The sequence below is a fragment of the Prevotella sp. S7-1-8 genome (genome assembly GCF_000758925.1).
Taxonomy (GTDB): domain Bacteria; phylum Bacteroidota; class Bacteroidia; order Bacteroidales; family Bacteroidaceae; genus Prevotella.
The window spans coordinates 13,242-28,867 of sequence record NZ_JRNC01000048.1 but is presented as its reverse complement, the minus strand read 5'-3'; the positions used below and the strand labels follow the sequence as shown (position 1 = coordinate 28,867).

Sequence of the window (15,626 nt, the reverse complement as noted above, 5' to 3'; positions counted from 1 at the left end):
GAAAGATTTTTTGCACTTGAGGAAAACTATTTATTGCCTTTGCGCCTCAACTCATAAGTTCACTCGGACTCGCGCCAAACTCATCCTTGAAACACTTGGTGAAATAAGAAGGCGATGTAAAACCCACGGCGTAAGCCACCTCTGAGATGCTTTGTCCCGTGGTCTCGAGTAGTTTTTTACCACGCAGAAGTCGGGCCGTCCGTAAGAGCTCCACTGGCGATCTACCCGTGAGGGCTTTCACTTTGCGATAAAGTTGCACCCTGCTCAGTCCTACCTCCTCGCCTATACGTTCAACGTTAAGGTCAGGATCTGACAGCGACGCTTGTATGATAGCGCGCAGGTTGGCGATGAAACGCGTATCCCTGTCGCCCATCAATGGTCTCGCAGACGCTTCGGGAGCTTTGGTCTCCATTCCCCGCCCAAACTCTGCCGTCTCGCCTTTGGCAAACAATTGGCGCAGTCGCTCGCGGTTTTGTAACAGGTTGCCGATACGAGCCAAAAGCACTTTGGAACTGAACGGCTTAGTGATATACGAGTCTGCACCCGTCTCATAGCCTTCTGTCATCTGCTCATCCAACGTCCTTGCCGTGAGCAAAATTACCGGAATGTGACTTGTCTCTGTGTGCGTCTTCAACGCTCGGGTAACCTCCAACCCATCCATCACGGGCATCATCACGTCACAAACAACCACATCTGGCACCATTTTTCGAGCCAAAGCCAAACCATCTTTACCATTAGCAGACTCCATCACATGGTAACGACCTCTCAATATAGACTTCAGATAAGAGCGTACGTCGTCGTTGTCATCAATGACAAGTATTTCGGGTTTGGCTGTTTTGTCCGCCGATACCACGTCGTCCAAGTGGGTATCCACGTTAACTGGCCCTTCTTCATGCCACGCAACAGGCATGGTGGTTGTTCCAACACTCGTCCTTTCATTTACGATGGCTCCCGCCTGCCGTACAGGCAACTTCACCACAAAACGAGTTCCCTTGCCCATCTCGCTCTCTACGCTAACCTTTCCTTGGTGCAACTCGGCGAAAGCCTTGACCAAGGCAAGCCCTATGCCCGTTCCGCCGACAGTTCCATGTGCTTGGTAGAACCTGTCAAAGACGTTTGGCAGGTCTTCTCTCGCCATGCCGACGCCCGTGTCCTCCACACATATTATATAATGGTCGCCTTGCCTTTTTATTATTGTGGTTACACTTCCACCCCCGGATGTGTATTTCAGTGCATTGCTCATCAGGTTCATGTAGAGATGATTAATCTTCTCCGCATCGGCCATAATGGTCTCTTCGTCGTCCACATGACATTCCATAACCAACCTGACACCTTTGGCCTCGGCAGCCGACTTAAAAGCGGCACACCACTCGCGCAGTTCCCGAGCAATGGCAAAGCGACCGAGCCGCAACTCCATCTTGCCACTCTGCACTTTTCTAAAATCCAGTATCTCGTTAACCAATTGCGCCAATACACGCACATTGCGGCGCACCATCTCAAGTGTTTGTCTTGTGCTAACTTGCATGCCGGTCGACTCGAGGAGGCGGTCTATCGGATCGGCTATCAGCGTGAGGGGCGTGCGCAGCTCGTGGCTCACGTTGGTAAAAAAGGCCAATTGGGCCTGCGTCATATCTTTCACCTCAGCGTTCAGCCGTTGCAACTCCACATTGCTATCAGTCAGTTTCGCGTTGAGTTTAGCCTTATCCAAATACGCCCTGTATGTCACGACAACGGCAATGATTATACAAACCAGGACCACTGCCAACAGCACAATAAACCACCGTTGCATGGTGTATTGGTTAAAATAGGCATCTACCTTCTTGTGCATCAAGTCGAGATTGGAATTTTGTCGTGCCATATCCTTGGCTTCCATGAGCAATAGTTCTGCGTTTTCACGAGTCACGATGGTAGTCGTGAGCGGATTTTCACGTCTGTATGGCTGCCCGCGCAATATCTTCATGGCCAAAGCGATGACCTCATCGCCTTTGGTGGGATACACGTATGATGCCTCGAACAAGCCGTCACGCACCAATTCCAATCCTCCTCCCTCCGTGGCCAAAGCATCCACGCCTACAAACTTGGGCATTCTCTCCACACCATGCTTGCACAATGACATATATGCCCCCCAAGCCATGCGATCGTTATGTCCAAAAACATAGTCAAATTGGCGTGTTCTTTCCAATATATTGTCCATGGCCTTGATGCCGCTCTCTTCTTTCCAGTCGCCCGCCTCCGAGGCCACCAAGCGCACGTCTTCAAATGCTTTGAGCGCGTCTACAAACCCTTTATGCCGCTCGGTGGCAGGCGAAGAGCCCTCCAAGCCCCTTATCTCCACCACACGCCCATGACCATGCAGCCTGTGTCCCACAAAATTGCCCATAGCCTTACCTATGCCATAGTTATCGCCACCAATAGCAGCGGTGTATTTGTCAGTGGCCACCTTGCGGTCATACAGTATCACCGGGATGCCTTTTCGATACGCATTCTCTATGGCAGTGGTGATGGACTTGTACTGGTTGGGGGCCACAATGATAAGGTCCACTCCGGCATTCACGAAATGGTTGATTTGTGCTATCTGTTTTTGGCTGTTGTCATTAGCAGAGGCGAGTACCACCTCCAACGAGTCGTTAAAGTATTCAGCGGTTTTCAACTCCCTGTTCAACTTGTCTCGCCAGATGTCCTCGCTGCACTGCGAAACACCTATCACGTATTTCTTATGATGGTCTTCACAACCCAGAAGTAGCAATATAAGGAACAAGGCAAACGATGTCTTTCGCATAGACTCATGGTTTATCATCTTTGCAAAGATAACAAAAAGGTGCGGTAATTCATTCCAGCACGCCAAAAACTTTCAAAACCGGACATGCCCTGTCAAAGCCATAACTTCGTCGTGGGCACAGTGCTGTCACTGCTTGATACGATCATTACACTTGTCACAGCCGCCCAACGGGTCATGGCGTATGCTCTACGCAAACGCCCATGTCACATCAATCAAAAGGGAGGTCACGGCCCACGGCCTTGACCTCCCCCATGAAAAAAAAATATGAAAGTAACAAAACTTAATCTATCTCCTCGTCAGCCTCATATCCACCCATTTCCCTAATGGCGTTTTTCAGCATGGTGTATTGCTGGAAGAGGTTGTTTACAGGTTGCTCGTCTTTTGTGAAATCGTGCATGGGGCACTTGAGGAAGAAACTCAAGAACCGCTGTATGCTATATCGCCCAGCACGGGCAGCAAGGTCACCGAGCAGTGTCAGGTCAAGTAACAACGGCGCTGCGAGTATGGAGTCGCGACAAAGAAAGTTGATCTTGATCTGCATGGAATAGCCCATCCAACCGAAAATGTCAATATTGTCCCATCCCTCCTTGTTATCATTACGAGGCGGACAGTAGTTGATGCGTACTTTGTGATAATAGTCTGTATACAGATCGGGTTGATCCTCGGCTCTCAATATGCTTTCCAAAGTAGAGAGCTTGCTCACTTCCTTGGTGTGGAAGTTTTCCGGTTCATCTAATACAAGACCGTCTCGGTTGCCAAGAATATTTGTGGAGAACCATCCGTCCAAGCCGAGACAGCGTGTGCCAATGATTGGCGCAAAACCGCTTTTCACGAGTGTCTGACCTGTCTTAAAGTCCTTGCCAGCTATCGGCATTCTTGTCTTTTCGGCCATTTGCCACATTGCCGGGATATCCACGGTGGTGTTTGGCGCTCCCATCACAAACGGAGCACCCTCGCTTAAGGCCGCGTAGGCATAGCACATCGATGGAGCCACATGCTGCCGATCGTCATCTTTCATAGCCTTCTCAAGGCTGGCAATAGTGCTGTAGCACTTCTCGTCGTAAGGAACATATATTTCTGTCGACGCTGCCCAGATCACCACTATGCGCGCGCAGCCATTCTTTTCTTTAAATTGACGAATATCCTTGCGCAGATTTTCCACCATCTGCCAGCGCGTGGCACCTTTCATTATATTGTCGCCTTCTATACGTTTGGCATAGTTGTGGCCGAAAGCTGCTGGCATGGGCACTATTTTTTCCAATTCGTCACGAACGGGGTTGATATCCTTTCCTCTCAACACCTCAGCGTACATGGCAGCCTGATAGGCGTTTTGTGGATATGGGTCCCATGTGCCAAAAACAATATCAGAGAGCTTAGCCAAGGGCACTATGTCGCCATAATGAAGATATTGCTTGCCTTCTCCCTTGTCCACACGTATCTTGTCGTATTGGGTCATGGAACCTATGGGCTTGGCCAATCCCTTGCGAGCCATGAGCACACCTGTCATAAAAGTCGTGGCCACGGCTCCGCAGCCCACCACCATGATACCTAATTTGCCCTCTGCGGGTTTCGCATTCTCGTTTTTCATTGCGTTTATAGTTTTTAGAATCAAGTATAGTTAACCTCAAATCCGCAACTAAACCCTTGAACGTCCTTATTGCGTTTACACGTCCTCTCATTACTGAATTTGCAGATAATTTGAACTTGAAGCCCCCCACTTCTGCCTACAACGTCCCCTTACCCCACAATGTGACTTGAGGCAATACACAATATCATTCCCATAAGTTGTAGGCATTATCCAAAATCAGTCTGGAAAACATCTGCGTAAGCATTATCACAGGTATAGATATTCAGCACATACCGCCTTGATGTCCTAATCCACTTGGCTGGTACAGAGATAAACCTGAAGACAAACGCTTTTATGCGACTTGTTGCATTGAGCCCGAACTTCTTTACGTCAAGTCTTTGAATAATGGCCTTGTAAAAGTCGCAGATAAGTGCCGTAAGAAGAAGGACACAGTGTTCTCTGCCATGAAGGATTTGGGCAATCTGTCCCACCCGAAACCATTGCTCATATCATCGAAGATACGTTCCTTTCCTCCACGAAGGTTATAGAACTCGACAATTTCTCTTACAGAAGAATCATAGTCGTTAGTCAGGATACAACGGTGTGTGTATTCTCCTTCCCAAAAATCCTGCACACCATCCATCCATTTCCGTCTTTGAACCACAAGTCGATATGCCTTACCTTTCCACTTCTCAACAAGGATAGAGTTCAATTCAAACTCAATGCCATTGATTTCCTCAGTTTTCCAGCCTTTGAGAGCAAAGGTGTCATTGTGGATCGAACTGCAGCGGTTAGCACGGATATAGAAGGACTTGCAATGTTTTTCTATTTCCTCCACGATTTCCTCGGAACATGATCCACTGTCAGCCCTGAAGCGATTGATAGTGATCCCATTCTGTTCAAATCTCTCAAAGAACCTCTTCAGCGTGTCCTTCTAATGGAAACGAACATTTGTGCTACCATCGCTATTCTCTAGACCGACTGTCAAATCGCCAACAACCGCCACGCCAGGGCGATAACCAAGAAACTTCTTGTATGTAGGCTTTGCGTCATACTTCTCTGTCTCTATGAACTGATGGTCGAAATCAACATCATACATCTCACCCTCTTTCAGTTGGCCAGACGCAAATATACAATTGAGCAATAAAGTATTGAGAGTGTCAGCCGTATTGAAATCGTAGGTCTTGCCCATATCTGATGTGTATGAAATGTTTTCTTGCGTCAACTCCTTTATCGCTCTGAGGATAGTATCAGAGCTACAAGTGCGAAGTGTCGGATGAAGCGAGAGGTGGTTCATCAAATGAGTAGTGACATCCTGGGGTACATGAATCGCCACAGAAGTAGATACTCATGAGAGAACGGATGATTTCGCTGTACTGATAACCGAACGATTTACACCTTAGACCGAGGGTTGAGTCGATTACAGATGATAATGTGGAGTCAAATTGCTCCATGATTGAAAATAATCCCCCAAAAGGAGTGAGTCTCTCAGATTTAATTTGTATCTTCGCCATGTCTATCGTCGGATTCTCTTGTTTTTTTTTGCAACACTGAGATAAGTGAAAATTCTGACATGGCAAAATTCTGAGCAACTTTTTGTTGATCAGGTACTTAAAAAGTTTAATTTATAATAGTGTTGCGGAATTAAGGTATACAGTAAAAAATAAAATACACCTTACAATAAAGGCTATAAAGACTTTTAAAAGTTTTCTACCGTTTATTATCAAAAAACAAATGAACAACAATATGATGATAGGATGGCTGCTTGCCGCATGTTCCCTTGTTGCGTGTGGTAGCGGTAACAACGATGAAAAAAAACGTACAAACCAATACAATAACCATCTCACAGCTCGATGTAACAATCAATGGTGATGTCGGATCGGCCATGGTTACCATCAAAACCAACCATGAATGGGGAGCTATTTCTTCTGAAAAATGGCTCACCATCAGTCCAAACAAATCTACACAAACATCTATTGAAGCTACCATCTCGGCCTCAACCAACGCCACCGATGAAGCACGCATGGGGCATATCACCATCATGGCCGGGACGGCACGCAAAACAATTAACGTAAAGCAAAATCCCGGCAAAATTGATCCAAATGGACCACAGGCTCCTGAGGGCTACAAATTGGTGTGGAACGACGAGTTTAGCACAGGTTCTAAACTTAATCCTGACCATTGGATGCATGAGGTTCGAGGTCCTGGATGGGTAAACAACGAATTGCAAACCTACGTGAACGGAGAGCACAATGGACGGTGCGTCACGGAGATAAAAGATGGAACACTTCGTATAACCGCCTTTAAAGAGGGCGTAAACGTATACTCTGGGCGTGTCTATGCTAATGTTAACAAAGGATGGCGAGCCACTGCTAAGATTTGAAAATAACGGTGCCAACAATATCAGCACTTGGCCGTATAACAAACCATTCTACCTCATATTAAACCTCGCTTGAGGTGGTGCTTGGGGTGGACAAAAGGGCGTTGATGAGACCGCTCTGCCCGCCACGATGGAGGTAGACTATGTACGCGTCTATCAAAAGAAATGATAAAAAACATCGTATCAATATTTCGCCCATGTACAATGGTGACGGTAAGACACATCTGTTCCTCCGACACGAAAGGCAAACACTAAATATTTATCAATATATAATTGATTATGACATTTGCTAAAAATCTTTTCACATTCTGCCTGCCTTGCCTAATTGCGCTGCACAGCAAGGCGCAGACACCCGTGTATCTTGACAGCGACAAGCCCATTGAGCAACGAGTGGAAGACGCACTCGGCCGTATGACATTAAACGAAAAAATAGCCGTGATACACGCTCAAAGCAAATTCTCGGCCCCGGGCGTAAAGCGTCTCGGGCTGCCCGACTTTTGGACCGACGACGGCCCACACGGCGTGCGCCCAGACGTGCTATGGGACGAATGGGAACAGGCGGACCAAACAAACGACTCCTGCGTGGCATTCCCAGCACTCACGTGCCTTGCCGCCACTTGGAACCCATCACTGGCGCTGATCTATGGCCACAGCTTGGGCGAGGAAGCGCTATACCGGGGCAAGGACATGATTCTCGGACCGGGCGTGAATATCTACCGCACGCCGCTCAATGGACGCAACTTTGAATACATGGGCGAAGACCCATTCCTCACCTCGACCATGGTAGCGCCATACATCATAGGCATGCAACAAAATGGCGTGGCGGCCTGCGTGAAGCACTACGCGCTCAACAACGACGAGGAGAACCGTCACAATGTCAATGTCATTGTCTCCGACAGAGCCCTGCACGAGATATACCTGCCAGCTTTCAAGGCGGCCGTACAGAAAGGGAAAGCATGGGCCATCATGGGGTCATACGGCATGTATAAGAACCAGCACAACTGCCACAACGACATATTGCTCAACCAAATCCTTAAGCGAGACTGGAGGTTTGACGGCGTAGTGGTGAGCGACTGGGGAGGCGCGCACGACACCGACCAAGCCATCACGAACGGACTCGACATGGAGTTTGGCACATGGACAGACGGCCTTACCATGGGCAAGACCAACGCATACGACAGCTATCACTTGGCCGAACCTTACAAGAAACTTATCCTCGAGGGCAAATATACTGAGCGAGAGCTTAACGACAAGGTGCGCCGAGTGCTCAGATTATACTTTCGGACAACGATGGCTCACAAGCCCAATCGTGGTTTCCTGTGCTCCGAAAGTCACTATGAGGCCGCACGGAAAATAGCCGGAGAAGGTATCGTGCTGTTGCTAAACAAAGACAACACGCTGCCCATCGTTCCGTCATCGTCAACGCATCGCAGAGCCAAGCTGTTGGTAGTGGGTGAGAACGCCATCAAGATGATGACCGTGGGGGGAGGCTCTTCCTCGTTGAAAGCGCAGCGAGAGGTGTCTCCATTGGATGGCATCAAGGCGCGACTGGGGCACGTCATGCAAGTGGACTATGAGCGCGGATACGTTGGCGACACCACCGGCAACTACAATGGGGTGACAACCGGCCAAAACCTCGCGGACCATCGCTCCGAGAGCCAACTCATCAACGATGCCGTCGAGAAAGCTAAAGGGGCCGACTACGTGGTGGTGATCGGTGGCCTGAACAAGAGCGACTACCAAGACTGCGAGGGGCACGACCGCAAGAGTTACGCCTTGCCATACGCCCAAGACAAGCTCGTCTACGCGCTGGCACGGGTCAACAAACGCGTCATCTTTGTCAATATATCAGGCAACGCCGTGGCCATGCCGTGGCGAGACCGAGTGCAAGCCATCGTGCAGGGATGGTACATCGGCTCCGAAGCAGGCCATGCCATAGCCGACGTGCTTAGCGGAGACGTAAATCCCTCGGGCAAATTACCGTTTACATGGCCAGCGAGACTCGAGGACGTGGGCGCTCACGCACTCGGCGCTTATCCCGGCACATGGCGCGCCGACAAAAAGGTGATAGACCAAGAGTACAAAGAGGGTATCTACGTGGGATACCGATGGGTGGACAAGGCACATACCAAGCCGCTCTTCGCATTCGGCCACGGACTGAGCTACACGTCTTTCGCCCTGTCAAACCTGCGTCTTGACAAAACCACCATGCGCGCCTCCGACAGCCTGCGCGTCACCGTGACGGTGAGAAACACTGGCCCTCGCGACGGCAAGGAGACCGTACAACTCTACGTGCGCGACAACCAAGCATCCGTGGACAGGCCCATGAAAGAACTCAAAGGCTTCGCCAAAGTGGAGCTTCGGGCAGGCCAACGGCAAGACGTGACTATCACCATCGGGAAAGACGCGTTAAGTTTTTACGACGAGAAAAACAAACGATGGACGGCCGAGCCGGGCGAGTTCACCATATTGGTGGGAAACAGCTCCGACAAGTTGAAACTGAGAAAGAGCTTCGTCTTGTTATAGGCTGGCTCTCGCTTTAACGCACCCAAGGCAGATCTAACAAGACAAGCGATTAGCCAAACAGCCCCGTCCCGGGTAAAACACAAAATCTCACGAGCCATCGTGAGATTTTTTTGTGGCAAGCTACCCAGTCCCTCCATGTCGCGAAAAACGCGTCAGGCATCGCCCTTCATGTTGAGACTTGCCATAAATCGCCTGATGACCTCGGGCTTGCCAGTGTGCTTGCCAGTATCCTCCGAGAGCTTGCAGGTGTCGTTATAGAATGGCCACGACTCCGTAATCTTTACCGCCACCAACTTGATGACGGTGTTCATAGGGACAATTCCCTTAAAATCATTGGTGAAATGAGTGCCAATCCCGAACGATGGATGGCAAAAATCCTTTGCGTATCCCTGTATCTCAATGGCGTCATCGGTGGTGAGCCCATTGGAGAAGATGACTTGCTTGGTTCGCGACGGGATGTTGAACGACTCGTATTTCCGCACGATTTTACGCAGTTCCTCACGGTTGTCGCCACTATCCACACGCAAACCCTTGAACAAATTGGCAAAGTCTTCAGAGAAGTTCAACGAGAAGATGTCCCAGCCATAGCTGTCGTAGAGATACACGCCCAAGGCTCCACGAAACGTGCCACGCCACGCCTCCATGGCCAAATGGTTGGCCATCTGTGGGCCGAACATGCCGCCCAAGGCGCAAACGAACTCGTGCGCCATGGTGCCCACAGGCTTGAAGCCATATTTCATGGCCAGATAAACATTGCTGGTACCCACTATTTTGCCCGTGGCGGATTTGCCCATCTTGTCGGAACAATCCCTGAAGGCCCTCACCACGGTGTCCTCGGCCTTGAACGAGGCGCGACGGCGCGTGCCAAAATCGGAGAATATGCACCCAGCTTTCAAAAGCCGCTCGGCTTTGTGGTAAGCCTTGCGATAGTAGTCGTCATAATCGAACGCCGCGTCCTGCCCGGTCACTTGGTAGTACAATTCGGAGACAATGGCAAGCACTTTCACCTCCAACAGGATGGTGTCAGACCAGTTGCCCTCTATCTCAATGTGCAGTTTTCCCTCCGCGTCTTGTGACACGTCCACCCACTCTTCCTTATACCTGAACCCTTTAAGATAGGTGTAAAACCAGCAAGGTATATAATAACACTCACGTCTCATAAAGGCTATCTCCTCGTCCGTAATGACAAGAGCCTCCAACATTTTGATTTGCTCGCGCACCAATTCGGCGAAACCGTCTGGATATACAGTGTCGTTTCGGTCAAAAAACGAGTATCTCACTCGAGCCCGTGGATAATTGTCGATAACGGCGCAACACATCGAAAACTTGTAAAGGTCATCGTCGGTGAAATGGCTAATGATAGGTTTCATTCTTTTTACGATATGGTTACAAGGCGTAAACTTACATCTTTTTTTCCGAAAAAAGCAACGCGCGCGCCATGATTTTTTCATTTGACATGAAATGGTGAAATATAATGCGTACCAAACGTGCGCCAATAAGCCACCGCGGGCAAAAATTATCGCATGTACTGGAATGCGTTTGCCGATTGGGAAGCGAATTTGCTTGGGAAAGCAATAAAAATGATTACATTCAAACTCCTCGTCTCACTTTTTACAGCATCCAAGCTTCATTAAATAACGAATAATGCTTAACTTTGTCGGCATGATGGAAAAAACAAAGATTCAAGGACACACAGCCGTCCTGTTAGCCAATATCATTTTCGGTCTCGGCGTGCCCGTGACCAAGTCGCTTTTGGAGCAATGGGTATCGCCCATGGCCTATATGGCAACGCGTTGCATCGGCGCGGCGGCCATTTTCTGGCTCATATCGCTGTTCATGCCCAAAGAAAACGTGGAGCGAAAAGACCTCTTGGTGATTATGATAGGTGGATTGTTGGGATTTGTCATCTCGCAAACGCTCACGGCTTGGGCACTCAACTATACCACGCCCGTGTACTTCAGCCTCATCGCCACGCTCACGCCGGTGGCCACGATGGTATGCGCGGCCCTCTTCATCGGAGAGAAAATGTCAAAGCGTGGCGTTGTAGGAGTGGCAGTGGGCATCGTCGGAGCCATGCTCATGGTGCTGATGGGATGGCAACGTGGCAGTGGCAGCAACGACCTGTTAGGTATTGGGCTGGCCATATTGAGCCTGCTCACATGGGCTGTGTACCTCATCGTCACGCGCAAAGTATCGGTTAAATACACCGCCGTGACACAGATGAAGTGGATTTTCTTGGTATCGACCGTCGCGGTATTGCCATTCTCATGGCCCGACTTGCTATCGGCCCCGCTCTATAGCGCGGCGTGGCAATGGAGCGGCATGTTAGAGATGGGCTTCATCGTGGCGTTCGCCACCGTGGCCGGCTATTTTGCCATACCATTCGCCATGCGCTACCTTCGGGCCACCACGGTGAGCGTCTACACCAACCTACAACCCATCGTGGCGTCGGCAGTGGCCATCGCCATCGGGCAAGACACGCTCACATGGGACAAGCCCACAGCTCTCGTCTTGGTATTGCTGAGCGCCTATATCGTGACCACGCGCCGCTGACGCTTCACAATTAGAGACATCCCAAAAGCCCCACAACATCACGTTTGACGTTGTGGGGCTATCGTTATATCGAAAAATTCGCTCTTGGCTTACTCGGCAGAACCGTTGTCGTTGCGCGCGTCGTCATTGTTACGCTCGGCGCGATCGCCTCCGCGATCACCGCTGAAGCCATGGCGATCATTGTCACGACGTGGCCTGCGCTCGCCACCGTTGCGGTCTTCGCGACGCGGGCGACGCTCGCGAGCCACATATCCTTCGGGCTTTTCAAGCAACGCACGACGCGAAAGTTTATACTTGCCGGTCTTGGCGTCTATGTCAAGGAGTTTCACCTTGATCTTGTCGCCCTCCGAGATGCCAGCCTCTTCCACCGTCTCAAGACGTTTCCAAGCTATCTCCGAGATATGCAGCAAGCCCTCCTTGCCGGGCAAGATCTCCACGAAGCAACCGTAAGGCATCACGCTTTTCACCGTGCCCTCATACACCTCGCCAACCTCGGGCAATGCCACGATGCCCCTGATCTTGGCCAACGCGGCATCGATGCTGTCCTTGTTGGGCGCGGATATCTGCACCTTGCCAACGCCATCAATCTCGTCTATGGTGATGGTAGATCCCGTGTCCTCTTGCATTTGCTGGATAATCTTGCCACCGGGGCCTATCACAGCTCCGATAAATTCCTTGGGAATCTCTATGGCAACAATGCGCGGCACTTGTGGTTTCATTTCGGCGCGAGGCTCGGACATGGTCTTCATCATCTCGCCCATGATATGCTCACGACCAGCCTTAGCCTGCATCAGAGCTTTCTCCAAAATATCAAATGACAGACCGTCGCACTTGATATCCATCTGCGTGGCGGTCAAGCCATCCTTCGTTCCGGTAGTCTTGAAGTCCATGTCACCCAAGTGGTCCTCGTCGCCAAGAATGTCGCTCAGTATGGCGTACTTGTCTTCTCCCGGGTTCTTGATAAGTCCCATGGCAATGCCGGAGACAGGTTTTTTCATAGGAACGCCAGCGTCCATCAACGCCAACGTACCCGCGCAAACAGTCGCCATGGACGAGGAGCCGTTAGATTCCAATATTTGGCTCACAAGACGCACGGTGTAAGGAAAATCAGATGGAATCTGATCTTTCAGTCCACGCCATGCCAAATGTCCGTGCCCTATCTCTCTACGGCCCACACTTCGTTGCGCTTTGGCCTCGCCCGTGGAGAACGGTGGGAAGTTGTAGTGCAGCAAGAAGCGCTGGTATCCACGGTTCAACACGTTGTCCACCAATTTCTCATCCAGCTTCGTACCCAACGTGCAGGTAGAAAGGCTCATGGTCTCACCGCGCTGGAAAATAGCGCTTCCGTGAGGCATTGGCAGTGGAGACACCTCGCACCAGATGGGGCGAATGTCGGTGGTGGCGCGACCGTCAAGACGCTTGCCCTCGTCGAGTATGCAACGGCGCATAGCGTCGCGCATCACGTCCTCGTAATAACGAGCGGCCTCCGCGTGCTTCTCCTCAAGCTCATCCTCGGACAATTCGGCGTGCGCCGCGTCGTACTTCTCAAGGAAGTCGGCTATAATCTTGTCGAAAGCGTCGTGGCGCGCGTGTTTCTCCAACGCTTGGCGGTTGACGTCATACACAGGTTTGTAAAGCTCGTCCTTGATTTGTTGGCGCAGCTCGTCGTCGTTCACCTCATCCTCGTAAGCGCGTTTGGTGTCGGTGCCAAGCTCTTTGGCCAACTCGTCTTGCAACTCGCACATGGGCTTGATGGCCTCGTGGGCCACTTTGAGGGCGGCGATAAGGTCTGTCTCCTGCACCTCTTTCATCTCGCCCTCCACCATCATGATATTGTCTTTGGTGGCTCCGACCATGAGATCCATGTCGGCCTCTTCCATCTGCTGGAACGTGGGGTTTACCACATACTCGCCGTTTACGCGAGCCACACGGACCTCTGAGATGGTATAATCGAAAGGAATGTCAGAGCATGCCATAGCCGCGGACGCAGCAAATCCAGCCAAAGCATCCGGCTGGTCCACCCCATCGGCGGAGAGTAGCATTACTTGCACATAAACCTCACAATGATAATCTGCTGGGAAAAGTGGACGAAGTGCTCGGTCCACAAGGCGCGAGGTGAGTATCTCCTCGTCACTTGGCTTGCCTTCGCGCTTGGTAAATCCGCCGGGAAAACGACCCGCGGCACTGTACTGCTCGCGATAATCAACCTGCAAAGGCATAAAATCTGTACCCGGAACTGCCTCTTTGGCTGCGCAAACCGTGGCCAACAAAACGGTGTTCCCTAAACGAAGGACTGCGGCACCGTCGGCTTGCTTCGCAACCTTTCCGGTTTCAATTGAGATGGTTCTGCCATCTGGCAACTGAACGGTCTTTGTAATTACGTTCATCTAAAAATCTAAAAAACTTATTGTTTTGACTTACATCTAATAAAATATAGTGATGCAAAGTTACCCATTTAACACGAGAAAAGGGAAGAAAACGTCAATATTTTTTGTTTTTTTGGCGATTAGGCACTAACTTTGCAATCAACAACTTAGTAACCGTGACACAGAAATGAAGATAAACAAACTCATTGTATCCGTGGCCTTGGCGCTCGCCGCCACCGCCGTCTCCTCTTGTTCCGGGGAAAAATTCAAGGTGAGCGGCAACATCTCGGACGCCAAAGACTCCACGCTCTATTTTGAGAACATGAGCCTGAACGGCCCCGTGGCGATAGACTCCATCAAATTGGGAGCGGACGGCTCGTTCACCTTCGAGGGAGAAACCAAGGGGAACCCCGAGTTTTACAGACTGCGCATAGACCGCCAAATCATTAACATTGGCGTGGATTCCACCGAGAACATCAGCGTGAGGGCTTCCTATCCCACAATGTCCACCGACTACCACGTGGAGGGATCGGAGCAGTGCGCCAAGATCAAACAGCTCGCCACCATGCAGACGCGATTGCAAATCGCGGTGAACGCCATCGCGCAAAACCCAAACGTGACTTACCAAAAGGAGGCCGACAGCATACAAACCGTGATAGAAGCCTATAAAAACATTGTGAAGAAAGACTTCATTTTCAAAGAGCCCAAGGCCACATCCTCCTACTTCGCGCTGTTCCAAACTTTTTCCGTGAACGGCAGGACAATGCTCATCTTCGACCCACGCAGCAAGAAAAGCGACGTGCAAGTCTTTGCCGCCGTGGCCACCAGCTGGGACACTTTCTACCCAGGTTCCGAGCGCGGGCAAAACCTTCACAACATCGCCATCGAGGGCATGAAGAACGTGCGCATAATCCAAGCTGGCCAAAAACAAGCCATAGACGCCTCGAAAGTTGTGGACGCAGGCGTAATAGAGATTGCCTTGCCAGACAACAAAGGCAACATCAGGAAGCTGACCTCGCTGAAAGGAAAGGTGGTGCTGTTAGATTTTCACGTGTTCGAAAGCAAGGGCAGCGCGCAACGCATCATGAAATTGCGAGAGCTATACAACAAGTACAGCCGCCGGGGGCTCGAGATATACCAAGTGAGCCTTGACCCGGACGAGCACTTCTGGAAAGAGAGCGTGGCCGCGCTGCCTTGGATATGCGTGCGCGACGAGGATGCCATGTCGTCCGTGAACGCCGCCCACTACAACGTGCAAAGCGTGCCCACCTTCTTCCTCATAGACAAAAACAACGTGCTGCAAAAGCGAGACTCCCAAATTGGAGATATCGACAAAGAAATCAAATCCATGCTATAACGGCGCGACGCGTTTTGCGGCCACATCCTGAAAGCCAACCGCCAACGCCGCTCCAGCGGCGAAGGCTCCCGGCGGCTGGCAAGCGCCGCCAATCCCAA

8 protein-coding genes and 1 pseudogene are annotated in these 15,626 nt (G+C 50.6%); 4 read left to right on the top strand and 5 right to left on the bottom strand.

What is annotated here, in order from left to right:
• Positions 1–46: 46 nt before the first annotated feature.
• From HMPREF1640_RS08075 to HMPREF1640_RS08065, 3 genes and pseudogenes are all read right to left on the bottom strand, one after another.
• Positions 47–2,779, bottom strand: a complete 2,733-nt coding sequence (locus HMPREF1640_RS08075; protein ID WP_036893812.1) for a substrate-binding domain-containing protein — start codon at positions 2,777–2,779, stop codon at positions 47–49.
• Between the two features lie 280 nt (positions 2,780–3,059).
• Entirely contained in the window at positions 3,060–4,367 is a 1,308-nt protein-coding gene (locus tag HMPREF1640_RS08070) for an inositol-3-phosphate synthase (RefSeq protein ID WP_036893786.1), read from the bottom strand.
• Positions 4,368–4,573: 206 nt separating this feature from the next.
• A pseudogene (locus tag HMPREF1640_RS08065) lies at positions 4,574–5,860 on the bottom strand (IS1380 family transposase).
• 293 nt (positions 5,861–6,153) lie between these two features.
• Here HMPREF1640_RS08065 and HMPREF1640_RS08060 point away from each other — a divergent pair.
• Together HMPREF1640_RS08060 and HMPREF1640_RS08055 are read left to right on the top strand one after the other, a co-directional pair.
• Entirely contained in the window at positions 6,154–6,729 is a 576-nt protein-coding gene (locus HMPREF1640_RS08060; protein WP_036893784.1) for a BACON domain-containing protein, read from the top strand.
• Positions 6,730–7,005: 276 nt separating this feature from the next.
• A complete protein-coding gene (locus HMPREF1640_RS08055; protein WP_052051766.1) occupies positions 7,006–9,252 on the top strand; it encodes a glycoside hydrolase family 3 C-terminal domain-containing protein in 2,247 nt (748 codons plus the stop codon).
• 152 nt (positions 9,253–9,404) lie between these two features.
• Here HMPREF1640_RS08055 and pncB read toward each other — a convergent pair whose 3' ends face one another.
• A complete protein-coding gene (gene pncB, locus HMPREF1640_RS08050) occupies positions 9,405–10,622 on the bottom strand; it encodes a nicotinate phosphoribosyltransferase (RefSeq protein WP_036893782.1) in 1,218 nt (405 codons plus the stop codon).
• A gap of 292 nt (positions 10,623–10,914) precedes the next feature.
• Here pncB and HMPREF1640_RS08045 point away from each other — a divergent pair, with 292 nt between their 5' ends.
• The gene (locus tag HMPREF1640_RS08045; protein WP_036893809.1) at positions 10,915–11,805 is read left to right on the top strand and encodes a DMT family transporter; all 891 of its coding nucleotides are present in this window, start codon (positions 10,915–10,917) and stop codon (positions 11,803–11,805) included.
• An 89-nt stretch (positions 11,806–11,894) separates the two neighbouring features.
• On the opposite strand, the gene pnp is transcribed toward HMPREF1640_RS08045, so the two are convergent.
• Positions 11,895–14,192 (bottom strand): polyribonucleotide nucleotidyltransferase, encoded by a 2,298-nt coding sequence (gene pnp, locus HMPREF1640_RS08040; protein WP_036893781.1) that lies wholly within the window; start codon positions 14,190–14,192, stop codon positions 11,895–11,897.
• Positions 14,193–14,358: 166 nt separating this feature from the next.
• Here pnp and HMPREF1640_RS08035 point away from each other — a divergent pair, with 166 nt between their 5' ends.
• Complete coding sequence (locus tag HMPREF1640_RS08035) at positions 14,359–15,528, top strand: thioredoxin-like domain-containing protein (protein WP_036893780.1); 1,170 nt, start codon at positions 14,359–14,361, stop codon at positions 15,526–15,528.
• Positions 15,529–15,626: the final 98 nt, after the last annotated feature.